The organism is Niallia circulans, assembly GCF_007273535.1.
Lineage (GTDB): Bacteria > Bacillota > Bacilli > Bacillales > Cytobacillaceae > Niallia > Niallia circulans_B.
Map to the genome: position 1 here is coordinate 239,335 of NZ_RIBP01000001.1, position 16,479 is coordinate 255,813.

Below are 16,479 nucleotides of genomic sequence, written 5' to 3' on the forward strand. Positions count from 1 at the left end.
AAATGAAAGCAGCTAGATTATATGGAAGTCAAGATCTGCGAATAGAAATGGTGCAAGAACCAACTGTTTCATCCGGTCAAGTAAAAGTGAAGGTTGAATGGGGCGGAATATGTGGGAGTGACCTTCATGCGTATTCACACGGGCAATCTCCAGAGCCACATCCTATTTCTAAACAGTCACCTCCAATTACACTCGGACATGAATTCTCAGGTACAATTGTTGAGGTTTCTGGTGATGTAACGAGCCATAAAGTTGGTGAAAGAGTTGCGATTGAACCACTTATTTATTGTGGTGAATGCTATGCATGTAAGAGAGGTTATTACAACCAATGCAGCATGGTGGGGTTTGTAGGGTTAAATCAGGATGGAGGTTTTGCTGAGTATGTGGTAGTTGATGAATATATGGTTCATGAACTGCCTGGTAATGTATCTTTTGAAGAGGGTGCATTAGTTGAACCAACTGCTGTTTCATTTTATGCAGTTAGAGAAAGTGACTTGAAACCAGGGGACTCTGTAGCTATTTTTGGTGCTGGTCCAATCGGTTTGTTAACATTATTGTCTGTAAAAGCAGCAGGAGCAACAAAGATTATTGTTGTGGACATATCTGAGGAACGTTTAGAAAAAGCTGTAGAATTAGGAGCTACTACCGTTATTAATGGTATGCGTGATGATATAGTTGAAAGTATCCTTGAATTGACAAATGGCGGAGTTAGTGTTGCTTATGAATGTGCTGGGGTACAGCCGACAATGACCAATGCAGTAGCTTCGGTGAAACAAGGTGGACAAGTAATGGCAATAGCTGTATTTGGAAAACCAGTTGCGATTGATATGGGACAACTATTGTATAAAGGTGCAAATGTAACTTCAAGACTTGCATATAAACATGTTTTCCCTGAGGTAATTGATATGATTTCAACAGGCCGTTTAGATGTTAAAGGAGTTATCACAAAAAAAATTGAGTTAGAAGATATAGTCGAAAGTGGTTTTGAAGCATTAATTAATGATAAAAAACAAGCGAAAATATTAGTACGTACAACAAAGTAAAGTATAGGGAAGTCTGTTTAGGAAAGCCGTTGTTATGTAGAAGTCCTTAGAGTTTAGTAGGATAATAGAATTGTAGCAAAAATTGAGTAAGTCCTTTTCTATGGAAGAAAGGGACTTATTTAATGTTTGTTATAATTTCTTTGCTTATTCAGGCATTATTCCATTGATGTTCTAATTCATTTATATAGTTAAATGATCTTACTTACAATTTGTAGCTTTTTTTTACAGAACCCTATTATTAATTACTCAATAAAATCAATCCTCAAACTAAATATTAAATAACCAATAATTGAGATCAGCAGCGTCTAAATTACGGTGATTTATTGGTTGTTCGGTTATTTCAACCAATATATATTTATCGTTATTTTTAAGATATGTTTGGATATATTTATCCAAGATACTTAAATCATCTTCTGTTTTAATAAGGTAAATAGTCTTGTTAAAGATATTTAATACATCATATAAATCATCCATAATGGCTTCGATGCTTGCTTTAGTAACAGCATTTTCAGTGTCGTATGAAAAGAGATAAATTTTACTTGCCAAGGAGATGACCACCTTCGCTTATAATGTTAAACAGCTTTTTTCTTAATTTACCAACTAACTTGCCTTCTGTATTAAATATTTCAATAATGGCGGGGCAAACAAAGTGGTTGCGATTATAACGATTACAATAGCAGTGAAATATTCAGGTAACAGGAGATATTCTTGTAAACCTGTTGCAGCGATAATAAGTGCAACTTCTCCGCGTGAAACCATTCCAGCACCAATGATCAAGGAAGAGTGGTTATTAAATCCAGTTAACTTTGCTCCGATAGTGCCACCTATGAGTTTTGTTATGATGGCACTAGCTGTTAGTGCTGCAATGAAACCAATTTGACTTCCGATACCACTGAAGGAAACATTTAGACCTATACTTACAAAGAAAACAGGAACAAACACTGCATATGCGATAGGATTAATTTTCCCTTCTATAGTATGCTTAAACTCTGTTTGAGAGATAGCTAAACCGGCTGCAAATGCGCCAATAATACCTGCCATTCCAAGGACATCAGCAAAATAAACAAAAGCAAAACAAATAACTAGTGCCATAGAAATTACAGGTTCTGTGACCTTTAATTTAGACAGCGTTTTAAGAAATATGGGAACTATAAAGGCTCCTGCAAGGATAACACCGATAAAGAAGAGTACTTTTTTGCCAACTAGTAAACCAATGGAGACTTCCTCTCCGGTTCCAAGAAAACTAGTCATGAGTGCTAAAAGGACAACAACAAGCACATCGTCAACCACCGAAGCACCTAAAATGGTGCTTCCCTCAGGTGAATTAAGTTTATTCATATCCTTTAAGACCTGGACAGTAATACTCACAGAGGTCGCACTTAACAGCACACCAATAAAAAGGGAGTAGGTTGTATGTAATCCAAATAATTCACCTATACCGAATCCGCCGATAAAAGGAAAAATGATGCCGAGTATGGCAACAGCAAAAGCTGCTTTCCAATTTTTTTTGAGTTGATCTAAGTCCGTCTCTAAACCTGCTAAAAACATAAGCATAATAACTCCAATTTCAGAGAAATAATGAATAAAATCACTGTTATTTATCCAACCAAGAACTGCAGGCCCTAATACAATTCCTATAATCAGTTTCCCAAGTACAGATGGTTGACCTAACCTGACTGATAACTCACCTGCAAGTTTAGTAGCTAGTAGAATTAATAACAAATATAAAATAAACTCCATCTATCTATATTCCTCCAGTTATTAAGGTGAATTACAGTTTAATGTCATGGAAAACGGTTGTCAACATGCTGTTTAAAGGCTTATTAACATCGTTTAATTGAATGAGGAAAATGAATTAATATAGCTACTCTTGTTTATAGTAACAATCTCGAATTTGGCGTTTTAGCGTTTCTGACGAGGTGCTGTTTCGTGAGTTTTATTCGGTGCGATAAAGGTCCAAAAACAGCTATTTCAAGACGATGAAATTTGGATATGGCATATTATATGGAAAGGCAATAAAAAAATTGAACTTAAGTGGAGCAGTTAATCATTGTTTTTTTGCCGGCTGTTTATTTACATATAAGTACTTTCCCATAAAATTTTCATAAGATAATTTGAATAAATCTGAGAAGGGATTGAAATAAGATGTACTATCCTCCAAGGATACAGCCATACCCGTATGTTCATCTCCCAGTGAATAATTATTTAAGATATCCTAATTACTGGAATGATTATGATAATACAAGAAATATAGTAAAGGATTTTGGAAGCAAACCATTTGTAGTTAATATCAATGAGGCTGCGAAGCAAAATAATACTTATCGTACTGCTTTGTGGACAGGAAATCATCTGCAAGTAACATTAATGAGTATTAATGTTGGTGAAGACATTGGATTAGAAGTTCACCCTCATGTTGACCAATTTTTAAGGATTGAACAAGGTCAAGGGATTGTTCAAATGGGTAAAAGAAAAGAAAATCTTAACTTTGTTCAAAGGGTTTATGATGATTTTGCTATTATGATCCCTGCTAATACGTGGCATAATGTAACCAATACAGGCAATATGCCATTAAAGCTTTATTCTATATATGCTCCACCTCAACATCCATTTGGTACAGTGCACTTAACAAAAGAGCAGGCTTTAGCAGCGGAGTAATCGCATTCAAATTTAATAGTATCTTGTACAATGAAAAAATCTAACCATAGAATAATCATTATGATTATATGGAGGAAGCCAGCCAATTTCTTAATATGTTAGGAATATCCATTAAGAGAACCGCTTAATAGCTTAGGTTGAAGTTTAGTCATTACCCCATAATATAGTAGCAGAAAGAGAAAATTCTTGTTTTAGGAATGAACGTATTACTATGTTTAGCTTGAATTGTTAGAACTTCATAACAACGAACGTAGTCTAGAGATAGGGATAATCTCTAGACTTTTTCATTTGTTTTATTAAACATGTAAGACAAAAAAACAAGTATTAATTGACACACATATTAGTTTTGACTAATATGATGGTAACAAACATATTAGAAATGACTAATACGAGGTGGTTTATATGACAAATAATACTTTAGACATGAAGGTTAAACTCATTCATGGCTTTTCAAACAAAACGCGAATCCAAATTCTAGAATGCTTAAAAGATGGAGAGAAACCGGTATCGCAGATTGTCGAGGAAGTGAAAGGGAATCAATCGAATATCTCCCAGCACTTAGCCTGCTTAAAGGGCTGCGGCATTATTGTTGGCAGAAATGAAGGGAAGTTTTGTTTCTATAGTTTAAGAAATCAGCATATTCGTGATTTATTAGATATGTTTGATGTTGTTCTATCAGATGTTCAGAGTGATGTTGCTTGCTGCGAAAATCATATGGAGTGAGGTGGAAAGAGTGTCTGATAAATGCTGTGGTTCAAATAAGGAAAGCAAGGATGAAAGCAACATAGTTTCAGCCTCTGCTTGTTGTTCTAGCCATTCGGAAAAAACAAACAATGTTGTATCGAAGGAAAGTAGCTGTTGTAGCAGTAGTAAAGATGCAGAGGAAAGTTCATGCTGCAGTTCGGGATCTTCAAGTAAAGAAACGAAAGAAGTCGCCTCTGCTTGTTGTTCCACAAACGAGGATACATCGGAGTTATTTAATATACTTCCGGCAGAAAGCAGCTGCTGCAATAGTCCAAAAGTATCGGAGAAGGACTCATGCTGCAGCAATGAGTCAGCGGCAGACGCAAGTGCGTGCTGTGATTATTCCGTTAAGAAGTCAGAAGAAATGGCTAGCTCTTGTTGTAGTACTGCAGATTTAAATAATGGTGAAGAAATTGTCATTGAAAATAATCCAGGAGAAAAGCAAGACTTTCTTGTTAGCGGGATGGATTGCCCTGCTTGTGCGAAAACGATTGAAAAGGGATTAGGATCACTACCGGGCATTGATACGGTGAAAGTAAATTATAGTACGGCAAAAATGCAAGTGTATGCCTCTAATGCAGATGCTTTCGTTCTCATAGAAAAAGAAATAAAGAAACTTGGTTACTCGGCAGAGGTGCTGCAACAAAACAAGAATCTACGAACGTATGATATCGTGGGAATGGACTGTGGCAGCTGTGCGAAAAGCATTGAAAATCACCTTCATAAAAACCCTTCTGTTAAAGAAGTAACTGTTAATTTCTCAACAGGGAAAATGAAAATAGAACATTCCAATAGTGTAGATGAAATTATCTCAGAAGTAAGTAAAATTGGGTATAGTGCTGCATTAAAATCAAATAAAAAAACATCTGTGGAAAAACCAAAAAGTAAAAAAGAAAATGGGATTATTATTTCTTCTGGTCTTCTTATCGTATTAGGATTTCTACTATCTTATTTAACTGTTCCTGCGATTGTGTCGACTCTTTTTTATGCGGCCGCTATCGTAATAAGTGGGTATAAACCAGTAAAAAGTGCTTTTTATGCTATTAAGAGTCGATCTCTCGATATGAACGTGCTTATGTCAGCGGCCGCCATAGGAGCTGCCTTAATCGGAGAATGGTTGGAAGGGGCGACAGTGGTTTGGTTGTTCGCCATCGGAAATTATCTGCAAACAAAATCTATTGAAAGAACTAGGAACTCTATTCGCAGTTTAATGGATTTATCTCCATCAGAGGCTTGGGTCAAGGTTGGAAATGATTTAGTTAAAAAGCCAGTGGAGGAAATTTCAGTCGGTACAATAATTGTTATTAAACCTGGTGAGCGCATTGCTTTGGATGGAGATGTGATTCAAGGTGAATCAAGTGTAAACCAAGCACCTATCACTGGTGAATCCATTCCTGTAGATAAGGGATTAGGGGATGCGGTATATGCTGGTACCATAAATGAACATGGTTTATTAGAAATAAAAGTTACAAAGCTTGTTGAAGATACGACTATATCGAAAATCATTCATTTAGTGGAAGAAGCACAAGAACAAAAAGCACCAACAGAAGCTTTTGTTGATAAATTTGCCAGCATCTATACACCGATTGTATTTATAGCAGCACTTGTGATTATTATTTTTCCGCCAATGCTTGGATTTGGCACATGGGGCGAATGGTTCTATAAAGGGCTTGAGTTACTTGTGGTTGCTTGTCCATGTGCGTTAGTAATCTCAACACCTGTAGCAATTGTTTCTGCCATTGGCAATGCAGCTAGAAATGGTGTCCTGATAAAAGGAGGTACCTTCTTAGAAGCTGCTGGTGCTATCAGTGCCATTGCATTTGATAAAACAGGTACGCTCACAGAAGGAAAGCCGACGGTATCAGACATTAAAACCTTTATCGGTTCAGAAGAAGAACTGCTGTCAATTGCTCTTACATTGGAAGAGTACTCCACACATCCGATTGCTAAAGCGATTGTCAATCATGTAAGGGAACTAGAAAGGTCTGCTAAAGACGGATTAGAATTTAAAAACATAGTTGGAAAAGGTGTTCAAGCTACTATTAACGAAGAAGTATACTATGCAGGAAACCTGAAATTGTTTAAAGAGTTGAGTATCCCACTAGATATAGTGGAAGCTTATGTGAATGAGTTGCAAAATAATGGGAAGACAGTAGTTATCATAGGCACAAAAACTGAAGTTATTGGCGTAATATCAGTGGCAGATACGATACGTGAAAACTCTGCTGTTGCACTAAAATCATTATTATCAAGTGGCATAAAGCAGACGGTTATGTTAACAGGAGATAATGAAGGAACAGCTAAATTGATTGCTTCTAAGGCAAATGTTAACAGGTACTTTGCTAATTTATTGCCTGAAGATAAGGTGGCTGCAGTCAAGAAATTGCAGGAAGAAGGCTACAAAGTAGCGATGGTTGGTGATGGTATAAATGATGCGCCAGCTTTGGCAACAGCTGATTTAGGTATCGCTATGGGTGGGGCTGGAACAGACACTGCAATGGAAACAGCAGATATTGTGTTAATGGCTGATAATCTTGAGAAGCTGCCACACACCATCACATTAAGTAAAAAAGCATTAAGCATTATAAAACAAAATATTTGGTTTTCAATCTTAATTAAAGTCATCGCATTAGTTATGATTTTTCCTGGATGGTTAACACTTTGGATGGCTGTGTTAAGTGATACAGGGGCAGCGTTAATTGTTATTTTAAATGCTTTACGATTACTGCGCATAAATAGTTAAATATAAAATGAGATGACTATAGAAAACATCTTCTTGAGTGGAGGAAGAAAGAAAATGAATAAAAAAGATATTGAATATAGCATTTTGGAATTAAAGAACGAATATTTACAGGTTCAAGACAATCTAGAAAAATTAGAATATGTAAAAGGAAACTTGGCCCCCTTAGAAAATAGGCTTTCTGAAATTGAGAAAGAATTACAATCTCTTAATCAGATGTTAAATGAAATTTAGAAGAATACGCTGGTGTAATGAAGGAGTTAATCCACAAACAGATTAACTCCTTTTATTTTTAAATAATATTTATGCTTAGAGGGGATTTCTACAAAATAAAAGATGTCACTTTTTTGGAGTATACGCTGGGATTGTCGAATATAATTTGGGATGGATAGAGAATTATATTTAACTATAAAAATGAAAGGAATAAGCCATATGAAATCCGCTGGTCATATCTTTCTAATTGTTAAAGCCGATGAGGTTGATTTAGATGTAAGAACGCAAATGTCTGAAATTTTTGCAGAAGGCTTTACACAATGGCTGATTTTTTTTTCTAAAGATAAGAATATTATTGCAAAAGCCTTTGCTCATATGTTTATTTTAGATCAGTTTTATGTAGCTATAGCAAATGGGGAAATTGCTGGAGTAACTGCATGTACAGATGGAACAAAAAAATCAGTGAAATTAAATAATAAAGAGTTGAGAAAGCACTTGGGTTTCTTTAAAGGAAGCATGGCAGGAATCTTTTTGAAAAAGGAATTTGAAGCACCCTATAAAAACTTCCCGCTTAATACTGGATCAATTGAGTTTGTTGGCACAGCTCCTGAATTTAGAGGGCAGGGCGTAGCATCTCAAATCATCCAGCATATTCTTGAAAATACACCGTACAATCATTATGTTATTGAAGAAGTTGCTGATACGAATACGCCGGCAATGAATTTATATAAAAAAATAGGCTTTGAAGAATATAAACGGAAGGCTGTTCCACAAAAGGTAGCAAAAAAAATTGGAATAAATAATTTTTTGGCATTGAAGTATGTGAAAAATAGAAGGAACTCCAGTTGAATGTTCCTTTATATATCCAGCCTTTAACTGGGCATCTAGAAAGGGAAGGGATGTTTCACATTTAGCTATTTGATTAATTCCTATACGATTGTTTTAATACTAACTAACAAAAGGGCAAAGAGTGGATATTAATAACACCTTTACCCTTTTTCCTTCTTATTCCGGTATTGTTTGCTTTATGCCATCTAAGCCTAAGTGTGAACGCAATGTGTTCCCCTCATATAGCTCACGGAATAAACCTTGTTCTACTAGCATTGGGATAACATCACTAAAAAATAAATCTAAAGATTTTGCAGGTCCTCCAGGTACAGCAATAAAGCCATCCAATGCTCCCTTTTCATAAAAAGTAATAATTTGATTTACAATATCAAGCGGTGTGCCAATTGCTACAAGATGCGCAGAGCCAATGACTTCCGGGCGTGTTAACAGCTCCTCAACAGTCGGCTCATTCTCGATAATATAACGTCGTACAAGTTGAGCATGCGTCTTACTGCGTACTTGCTGCTTTTCAGGCGGCAACATATTTGCCGTTACAAAATCATTAAGCTTTAAATGACGAAGATTCAAGCCAATTATAGCTTCAAGGGCGTTGTGACGGCGTTCAATGGTTAAATGCTCATGTGCTTTACGATGCATTTCTAATGCTTCTTCATATGTATCACCAATAAAGAAATACAGTCCAGGCAATAACCGAATATCATCTGCCGAACGACCTGCCTCAACTGCCCGTTTAGCAAATCATTGCGTAATTCAATGCCTACTTCTATATCTGGTGTGGCTGCAAAAATTGCATTCGATACTTTAGCAGCAAATTGTCTCCCTGTGTCAGATGCTCCTGCTTGGAATAAAGGAATATCTCCAGCTGGATGCATAGGAATATTCAACGGTCCGTTAACATGAAAGAACTCTCCCTTATAATTAATTGGCTGCACCAGCTCCTTAATTTTCTCTAAATCACCATCTGTTTCAAGTGTTTCATAAGGATTACTATGCAAAAGCTGCTGAACAACTTCCTTACATTCTGCGGCTTTTGCATAGCGTTCCTCAGAGGAAGGCATCTCCTCATTACTAAAATTATTTGCTCCGTCAATGGACGTTACCAGGTTCCAGCCTGCACGACCCTCGCTAATCCAGTTTAAGGATTGTAATTGGCGTGCAATAATATAGGGTGGATTAAATGAGGTAGAAATGGTAGTTACTAAGCCGATATTTTTCGTTTCTCTTGCAACTGTGGCCATTAAAAAGCTGGGATCTAAACCAACAGCTCCTTTTGTTTTAGCCATTAACTCAGGATGCGCTACTAAATAATCAGCCTTAAATACAAAATCTAATTTAGCTGCCTCAGCCCTCTGAGCAAATGCGATTTGCTCATCAATCAATGGCCCTTTCTGACCTTGTTTACTGTGCGCTGATAAATGAATGCCAATTACAAGATGTCTTTTCATTGTCAAACTACTTCCCTTCTTCTATATAATGATAATGATTCTCATTATCATTATATAGTTTGATTTCTAATAACACAATTGGAAAGAAATACAAGGAGGGTGTTTCGGATAGGGGAGAGGAACTTGGTTCTTAAGTTTTTTTGATTGATTAGTTGTATGACGGAATTTCCTAATCGAAATGATAACCAAATAGATTCAGCAGGGCAGGGTCTATTATTTTGTGACCTTGTTTGTATGATTTAAACCATAAACAGATAGAGCCACTATTGTAAGGGCCTAAGAGGAGCTTAGCGAAATAATTGTGGAATATTAAAAGAAATACTTCTTTGTAAAAACCAGTAATATCAACAGTTTATTTATAGTGTCTATATATAGTCACTATAATGAAAATACTAATAGAATTTTTATCTTAATTTACTAAAAAACATCAGCTTTAAGCAAGTTTATTTAAGGGTGGTCGCTATGTTAAGACCCCATTACTCACTCTTTACAACATGTAATTATTTGGTAATATAGTTGAAGAGAGAAGAGGATACCTTGTCTCACTCTATAACCAAAATCTTTTTTTAGGGGTGGAACTTATTTGGAACAACTTACGTTATTGTTATGGGTATGAAAGTAATAGTGAGTAGTTTGTGGTTTAAGAACAAATGAATGTTAGGAGAAAAGCCGGAGCGATTCACCTTGCTAGAGAAATAAGTTATTAATTACATAACCAATAAGGAGTTTATACATGATAGCTATTCTAATTATTATGCCTGTATTATTAAATATATGGATAGTTTTATTCCAGTTAGATTCGGTTATTCCCCCTTTACTAGCCGCCGCAGCAGTTGGATTATACAAGGGCAATCAAATTGGTCCTGATATCAAAAGTATCTTTAATATTGGGAAAGTGAATTACTCTTTAAGAAATCCGTTAAGAATGGTTGAGCTAATTTCTGCCATGTTGTTATCCCTCAGCACAGATATCTTATCCATAGTTGATTATTTAAAGGATGGTTTGTCTTCAGACGATTTCCTTTTTTTTAGAAATCGTAATCACGTATTCAGGTATTTTTGGCTTCCTTTTATTTAGATTTTTATTTTTATATATTCTTCAAGATGAAGGTAAAGAGTCATTAAAGAGTTCGGGAAAAAAGAGGAACTCAAATGCAATGGAACACATTTGAATTAACTAAAGCCTAAAATCTATGAAAAATGTCTAAACCCATTATATAGAAGGGATTAGACATTTTCTTTTCTGCGTATTTAAAAGAATAGTAATTATCACTCTTTTCATGCCTGTTTACTCAAAAGATGTTACTTTGATTTAAGGAGTCAATCCTTCGATTACCTTATCTATATTCCATTTAATCATGGAGATATACGTATCTCCAGGTTCACCTTTTTTAGCGAGCGAGTCTGTGAAAATTTTTGAGTAAATTGGTACATTTGTTTCTTTAGATACGGTCTCCATTGTTTTTGGATTGACACTTGTTTCAACAAATAATGCTGGCACTTTTTCTGTATTAATTATGTCTATAATTCTATTCATTTGTTCTGGGGTACCTTGGCTGTCAGTATTAATTTCCCAGATAAATGCAGATTCAAAGCCATATGCTTTGGCGAAGTATTTAAAAGCACCTTCACTTGTTACAAGAATGCGTTTTTCCTCGGGAATTTTAGCTATTTGTGTTCGTGCATATTGATCAATCTCTTCAAGCTCGGCGACATACTTTGTTTTATTTTGTAAATAGTATTCTTCATTGTCGGGATCAGCTTGAATGACTTGGTTGGTTATAACATCCACATACTTAATGGCATTTTGAATATCTAACCATGCATGGGGATCTTCTTGCGATTCTTTTCCTTTTTCACTTAGATAGATTGGTGTGACCTCTTCTGTGACAGGAAAAGCTACGTCCGTTTTATCGGTAACCTTCAGAAGATCTTGAAACCAGCCTTTCCCAGTTTCCAGGTTTAATCCATTATAAAAAACCAAATCTGCTTCAGATACCTTTTTAGTATCATCTGGCAACGGATCATACATGTGCGGATCTGTTCCAATTGGAACCAAACTGTTAACTTCTGCTTTATCACCAGTAATATTTTTGACCATATCCGCAATAATAGAATATGTCGCAACAATTTTAATGGTTTTATCATCCGTTGAGGTAGTTTGTTCTCCGTTAGAACAAGCCGAAAGTACAAGAATCATAGTAGCGATTATTCCAAGCATCATTTTTTTCAATTTAATAACCTACCCTTCGTAAAAAAGTTGTTTTTTGGAGAAAGAATAAACGAAATCGCAAAGCCTGTTACACCGACCAACACAATCGTGGCACTCGTTGGCAAATTAAATCTGAAGCTAATCCAAACACCTACAACACCAGAAAGTGCGCCATAGAGAGAGGCGAAAACAATCATATGAAATAGCTTTTTGGTCCATAAATAAGATGTTGCGGCTGGAATGACGAGCATGGCAATGACCAAAACTATTCCGACTTGTGATAAAAAGGAAACAGTCACAAAGGAGAGTAGTGTCATAAGCAAATAGTGATAGAAAGTGGTGTTGAGACCAGCTCCTTTTGAAACAATCGGATCAAAAGAGCTGATGAGTAGTTCTTTGTAAAATAAAGTAACTATTCCGATAACGACTAGCATAATGATGAAAGCTTGAGTTATTTCAGAGTTTGGAACTGCTAAAATATTTCCAAATAAAATATGGGTTAAATCAAGTCCGCTTCGTGCGAATGTAATGAGCACAATGCCTAGCGCAAAAAACGAACTTAAGATAATACCGATAGAGGTATCACTTTTAATTGTGCTTCGATTCGTTATGAATTGAATTAAAATAGCCGCAAGTAAACCAAACACGGAAGCACCAAATAAAATGTTAATCCCCAATATATAAGAAATGGCGACACCTGGTAATACCGCATGAGAAAGTGCATCCCCCATTAAGGACATCTTCCTAAGTACAATGAAACTTCCTAAAACGCCTGAAACAATCCCAAGAATAATGGAGGACAAGCCTGCATTCAATGCATAAGTAGGAATATTCAGTGCATTACTTAAAAATTCAATCATGATGACTGTTGTCTCCTATCCCTTTAATTTGGATGCTTCCTAATGAAGAGCCATATGCAGCTTTGATGTTTTCCGTTGTGAAGGTTGTTGTTATATCGCCAAAAGCAATCAGCTTCTTGTTAAAAATCATTATTTTATCAAAGTATTCCTCCACTTCATGTAAATCATGGTGTACCACAAGTATAGTTTTTCCTTGCTTTTTCAACTTTTTAAGAAGCTGTACGATAATTTTTTCGCTCACTAAATCGATACCAACAAACGGTTCATCTAGGAAAAATATGTCTGCTTTTTGAGCCAATGCCCGAGCTATAAATACTCTTTGCAGTTGACCACCAGACAAATTACCGATTTGTTTGTCAGCAAGATCGCTAATTTCCACCATGTCCATACAGCGCTCCACTTGCTCTTTTTCCTTTTTTCCGGGACGACGGAACAGTTTAAGTTTGGGATAGGTTCCAGTTAAAATCGTTTCCCTAACAGTAATAGGAAAAGTTAGATCCACTTCACTTTTTTGTGGAACATAGGCGATATCTTTTTTTGACAGAGAAATAGGCGAATCATTCACTAGAATAGTCCCACTGCTTTTTTTTATGATTCCCAATAAAGCTTTAAGAAAGGTGGATTTACCTGCACCGTTAGGTCCAATAATTCCGATGGAGTACCCTAAGGGAATATCAATATGAACGTCTTGAAGTGCGTGATTGCCGAAATAGTCAACATTCAGTTCCTTTACACTTAACATTTTTCCATACATCCTCCTTTTGATTTGAATTAATTTCAATTAATTATATTGCTTAGAGTCAAAATATATGCAAAAGTGACAAAAAGTTTCCCCTGTGCAAAAATAATTCCTGTAACCAATATAAATTTTGTTGAATATTATTGTCAAGAATTATGGGTGTTTATTCTGATAATTTTTTATTTTATGGGTTTATTGGTCTGTTAGTCATATTTAATAGAAGCGTTGCATGGGTGATAGGGTACCCTCTTATTTTCTAAGGATTTTAAGAGCGCAAGTGACGATTAATTTTTAAACAAACGTCAAACCAAAGAGTTTTTATGTTTATAAGATAAATTTTTTATCGAATATAGATTTAAAAAAAGGTTCCTCAACTTGAAAAAGATGGTTACTATATGAAGTGGGTTCTATGTGGACACACAAAAAACATACATGTCACTTAAGTTATTAATAAACTGTGGAATGATATAAAGGAGTAAAACATGAGAAAACGCGGTATCACTGTAAAATTATTCGCAATAACAGCAATATTTTTTTTGGCGTTTTACGCCATGATTATGATATTTCAGCTATTATTCTTTGATCGTTTTTATCAGCATCATAAAACGAAAGAAGCAGCTGAGCACCTGCATCAATTAGCAGAAGGTTATGTGAAAGAATCTTGGAGCGAAGCAGAATTTATAAAACAGACATTTTCTTACATGAGAGTAACAAAAAGTCCGGTAACAGTTGTTGATGCAGAAGGTTTTCAGTTAGTTCAGGATCCGTTTAATATCATGGTTGAAACAGAAGATGGAGCTGTAATAGAAGTATCGCTTTCCTTGCTTGTCGCAAATTATGGAAAACAGGTGCAAGCATTGAATTTCAGAAATGGAGATACATTGATTGTCGAAGGAGAAATAGATGACGGAGATTCTTCTGTCATTTATCCATCAGTTATCCATAAGGATAAATTTAGTGTTGGTGAAGACCCTGACGATGATGAGGTGAGAATCGAAGGCAAAATAAAAAGCGTTTCGCTGCCTAAGGATGGAATGATCAATAGAGGACTCGGTATTCTTTATGATGCACTTTTGGAATGGTTTCCGCTAAAGGAAGAGCAGATAAAGCAGCTTTCTGATGGAGAAAGCTTGCAGTTGAACTGGGTAGAGTCATGGAGTGGAAAACATAATTTAGTACTCATTGAGCCAATAAAAAAAGACGGGGAAATGCAATTTATGTTCTCTGTCACATCTATACAGGAAATCAAAGATACGAATGAAGCACTTCGAATGTTTTATGTGTATATTGGGGTTGCAGGCTTCATTCTCATTATTTTACTGTCATTGTTTTTCTCGCGTATTGTTAGCAGACCACTGATAAAGCTTAATGAAATGGCAAAAAAAATGGTTAATCTTGACTTCTCGTTAGTGAAACCAATTCAGCAGAAGGATGAGCTGGGGAGTCTTTCGAACAATATGCTTGTTATGGCAAAAAATCTGGATGTTGCCTTAAACGACTTGAAGCAAGCCAATAAAAAGCTGAAAGAGGATATGAAAAAACGGGAGCAGATGGAAAAGGAGCAGCGCGAGTTTTTCGAGCATGCATCACATGAATTGAAGACGCCGCTGAGTATTGTCAAAAGCTTTGCAGAAGGATTGCAGGATGGTGTCAGTCCTGATAAACATGACCATTATGTGGAAGTAATCATTGAGGAATCAGAAAAGATGGAAGTGCTGATAAAGGATATGCTGGATTTGGCTAAGTTGGAGAATGGTGCGATTAAACTAAGAAAAACATCCTTTTTGCTCAGTGAAATGATTGAGGTTTTGGCATATAAACTATATTGCATCGCGCAAGAGAAAAACGTTGTGATTGAAATCATGCCAAAGAACGAACAGCATATTTTGGCGGATTATGAGTGGATGGAGCGAGTTATGCAAAATCTTCTTATAAATGCGGTACGACACAGCGAGCCTAATTCAGTTATTGTGATTCGCATCGGTTTGGATCAGAAAAATGGCGGCAGTATTTTTGAAATTGAAAACAAAGGCACACAAATACCGAAAGAGCATTTAGAGAATATTTGGAAACGGTTCTATCGAACTGAATCTTCACGAAGCCGAATGACTGGTGGTACAGGATTAGGGCTGGCGATTGTTCAGCAGATTCTTAATCTGCATGGCTTTCATTACGGAGCAGAAAATATGCCTGACGGTATGCGTTTCTTCGTTCGATTCAAATAATGGGAAATATTTCTTAATGGACACATGAAAGACATATGACTTTGTTAATATTTACAAATTGGAAGGAAGGTTCGCGATGGGGAAGAAGGTATTGCTTGTCGAGGATGAAGTGAGAATCCGCGAAGTTGTAGCCGATTATTTCAAGAAGGACGGCTGGGAAGTATATGAAACGGATAATGGAAGCAGTGCAATGGACTGGTTTGATGCCGTTTTTCCGGATCTAATCATTCTTGATATTATGATGCCGCAAATGGATGGATTTGCTGTCACAAAACAGGTGCGAATGAGGTCTGGTGTACCGATTATTCTTCTGACAGCGAAGTCCAGTGACGATGATAAAATTCAGGGATTTGAACTTGGGGCAGATGAGTATGTTACAAAGCCATTCAGTCCCAAAGTATTGGTAGCACGAGCTAATTCATTAATGAAGCGGGCAATTGAACAGTACCGGCCGACTGGACATATGGTTAGGTTTGGCGAAGCTGTCATTAATATGAAGTCCCATCAGCTTCAGCTTGAGGGCCAACAAGTCGAATTAGCGCCAAAGGAATATGACTTATTAGTGTTTCTACTTCAGCATAAAAATATTGTCCTTGCACGCGAAACAATTTTGAATCACGTATGGGGTTTAGACTTCGACGGTGATAGTCGAGTTGTTGATACACATATTAAGAAGCTAAGAGCTAAATTAAGCGGCGAATCACATCATATTCGGACTGTTATAGGAACAGGCTATAAATTTGAATGAAATGGA

At 36.2% G+C, this 16,479-nt stretch carries 14 protein-coding genes and 1 pseudogene; 9 read left to right on the top strand and 6 right to left on the bottom strand.

The window, feature by feature from the left end:
* Window positions 1-2: 2 nt before the first annotated feature.
* Window positions 3-1,043, top strand: a complete 1,041-nt coding sequence (locus tag CEQ21_RS02060) for a 2,3-butanediol dehydrogenase (protein ID WP_185763029.1) — start codon at window positions 3-5, stop codon at window positions 1,041-1,043.
* A gap of 267 nt (window positions 1,044-1,310) precedes the next feature.
* Here CEQ21_RS02060 and CEQ21_RS02065 read toward each other — a convergent pair whose 3' ends face one another.
* Together CEQ21_RS02065 and CEQ21_RS02070 are read right to left on the bottom strand one after the other, a co-directional pair.
* Window positions 1,311-1,589, bottom strand: a complete 279-nt coding sequence (locus CEQ21_RS02065) for a hypothetical protein (protein WP_185763030.1) — start codon at window positions 1,587-1,589, stop codon at window positions 1,311-1,313.
* Between the two features lie 54 nt (window positions 1,590-1,643).
* Window positions 1,644-2,783, bottom strand: coding sequence for a cation:proton antiporter (locus CEQ21_RS02070; RefSeq protein ID WP_185763031.1), 1,140 nt, complete (start codon window positions 2,781-2,783; stop codon window positions 1,644-1,646).
* Window positions 2,784-3,188: 405 nt separating this feature from the next.
* Here CEQ21_RS02070 and CEQ21_RS02075 point away from each other — a divergent pair, with 405 nt between their 5' ends.
* The 5 genes from CEQ21_RS02075 to CEQ21_RS02095 all read left to right on the top strand — a co-directional run bounded on the left by CEQ21_RS02075 (window position 3,189) and on the right by CEQ21_RS02095 (window position 8,244).
* Window positions 3,189-3,698, top strand: a complete 510-nt coding sequence (locus tag CEQ21_RS02075) for a cupin domain-containing protein (RefSeq protein WP_185763032.1) — start codon at window positions 3,189-3,191, stop codon at window positions 3,696-3,698.
* 402 nt (window positions 3,699-4,100) lie between these two features.
* Window positions 4,101-4,421, top strand: coding sequence for an ArsR/SmtB family transcription factor (locus CEQ21_RS02080; protein ID WP_185763033.1), 321 nt, complete (start codon window positions 4,101-4,103; stop codon window positions 4,419-4,421).
* 10 nt (window positions 4,422-4,431) lie between these two features.
* Window positions 4,432-7,185 carry a heavy metal translocating P-type ATPase gene (locus CEQ21_RS02085; RefSeq protein ID WP_419181566.1) on the top strand — a complete coding sequence of 918 codons (2,754 nt, stop codon included), beginning with the start codon at window positions 4,432-4,434 and terminating at the stop codon, window positions 7,183-7,185.
* 54 nt (window positions 7,186-7,239) lie between these two features.
* Window positions 7,240-7,416, top strand: coding sequence for an SE1832 family protein (locus CEQ21_RS02090; protein ID WP_185763034.1), 177 nt, complete (start codon window positions 7,240-7,242; stop codon window positions 7,414-7,416).
* A gap of 198 nt (window positions 7,417-7,614) precedes the next feature.
* Window positions 7,615-8,244 (top strand): GNAT family N-acetyltransferase, encoded by a 630-nt coding sequence (locus tag CEQ21_RS02095; RefSeq protein ID WP_419181567.1) that lies wholly within the window; start codon window positions 7,615-7,617, stop codon window positions 8,242-8,244.
* Window positions 8,245-8,400: 156 nt separating this feature from the next.
* On the opposite strand, the pseudogene CEQ21_RS02100 reads toward CEQ21_RS02095, so the two are convergent.
* Window positions 8,401-9,695 (bottom strand): annotated as a pseudogene (locus CEQ21_RS02100) (NtaA/DmoA family FMN-dependent monooxygenase).
* A gap of 727 nt (window positions 9,696-10,422) precedes the next feature.
* Here CEQ21_RS02100 and CEQ21_RS02105 point away from each other — a divergent pair.
* Window positions 10,423-10,767, top strand: coding sequence for a hypothetical protein (locus CEQ21_RS02105; RefSeq protein WP_185763035.1), 345 nt, complete (start codon window positions 10,423-10,425; stop codon window positions 10,765-10,767).
* Window positions 10,768-11,001: 234 nt separating this feature from the next.
* On the opposite strand, the gene CEQ21_RS02110 is transcribed toward CEQ21_RS02105, so the two are convergent.
* Genes CEQ21_RS02110 through CEQ21_RS02120 form a run of 3 tightly spaced genes read right to left on the bottom strand, consistent with a single transcriptional unit; the run spans window position 11,002 to window position 13,503 of the window.
* Window positions 11,002-11,922, bottom strand: coding sequence for a metal ABC transporter substrate-binding protein (locus CEQ21_RS02110; RefSeq protein ID WP_185763036.1), 921 nt, complete (start codon window positions 11,920-11,922; stop codon window positions 11,002-11,004).
* Complete coding sequence (locus CEQ21_RS02115) at window positions 11,919-12,761, bottom strand: metal ABC transporter permease (RefSeq protein WP_185763037.1); 843 nt, start codon at window positions 12,759-12,761, stop codon at window positions 11,919-11,921. Before CEQ21_RS02115 ends, CEQ21_RS02110 begins: the two co-directional genes overlap by 4 nt.
* A complete protein-coding gene (locus tag CEQ21_RS02120) occupies window positions 12,754-13,503 on the bottom strand; it encodes a metal ABC transporter ATP-binding protein (RefSeq protein ID WP_185763038.1) in 750 nt (249 codons plus the stop codon). The genes CEQ21_RS02115 and CEQ21_RS02120 overlap by 8 nt, the downstream gene beginning before the upstream one ends.
* 479 nt (window positions 13,504-13,982) lie before the next feature.
* Between CEQ21_RS02120 and CEQ21_RS02125 the strand changes: the two genes are divergently transcribed.
* Window positions 13,983-15,725 carry a sensor histidine kinase gene (locus tag CEQ21_RS02125; protein WP_185763039.1) on the top strand — a complete coding sequence of 581 codons (1,743 nt, stop codon included), beginning with the start codon at window positions 13,983-13,985 and terminating at the stop codon, window positions 15,723-15,725.
* 76 nt (window positions 15,726-15,801) lie between these two features.
* Complete coding sequence (locus CEQ21_RS02130) at window positions 15,802-16,473, top strand: response regulator transcription factor (RefSeq protein ID WP_185763040.1); 672 nt, start codon at window positions 15,802-15,804, stop codon at window positions 16,471-16,473.
* Window positions 16,474-16,479: the final 6 nt, after the last annotated feature.

What these genes read in the sequence shown, in the direction of transcription:
- CEQ21_RS02060 (WP_185763029.1), top strand. Translation starts at nt 3, where the DNA reads ATGAAAGCAGCTAGATTATATGGAAGTCAAGATCTGCGAATAGAAATG.
- CEQ21_RS02070 (WP_185763031.1), bottom strand. Translation starts at nt 2,783, where the DNA reads ATGGAGTTTATTTTATATTTGTTATTAATTCTACTAGCTACTAAACTT.
- CEQ21_RS02075 (WP_185763032.1), top strand. Translation starts at nt 3,189, where the DNA reads ATGTACTATCCTCCAAGGATACAGCCATACCCGTATGTTCATCTCCCA.
- CEQ21_RS02080 (WP_185763033.1), top strand. Translation starts at nt 4,101, where the DNA reads ATGACAAATAATACTTTAGACATGAAGGTTAAACTCATTCATGGCTTT.
- CEQ21_RS02090 (WP_185763034.1), top strand. Translation starts at nt 7,240, where the DNA reads ATGAATAAAAAAGATATTGAATATAGCATTTTGGAATTAAAGAACGAA.
- CEQ21_RS02095 (WP_419181567.1), top strand. Translation starts at nt 7,615, where the DNA reads ATGAAATCCGCTGGTCATATCTTTCTAATTGTTAAAGCCGATGAGGTT.
- CEQ21_RS02105 (WP_185763035.1), top strand. Translation starts at nt 10,423, where the DNA reads ATGATAGCTATTCTAATTATTATGCCTGTATTATTAAATATATGGATA.
- CEQ21_RS02115 (WP_185763037.1), bottom strand. Translation starts at nt 12,761, where the DNA reads ATGATTGAATTTTTAAGTAATGCACTGAATATTCCTACTTATGCATTG.
- CEQ21_RS02120 (WP_185763038.1), bottom strand. Translation starts at nt 13,503, where the DNA reads ATGTTAAGTGTAAAGGAACTGAATGTTGACTATTTCGGCAATCACGCA.
- CEQ21_RS02125 (WP_185763039.1), top strand. Translation starts at nt 13,983, where the DNA reads ATGAGAAAACGCGGTATCACTGTAAAATTATTCGCAATAACAGCAATA.
- CEQ21_RS02130 (WP_185763040.1), top strand. Translation starts at nt 15,802, where the DNA reads ATGGGGAAGAAGGTATTGCTTGTCGAGGATGAAGTGAGAATCCGCGAA.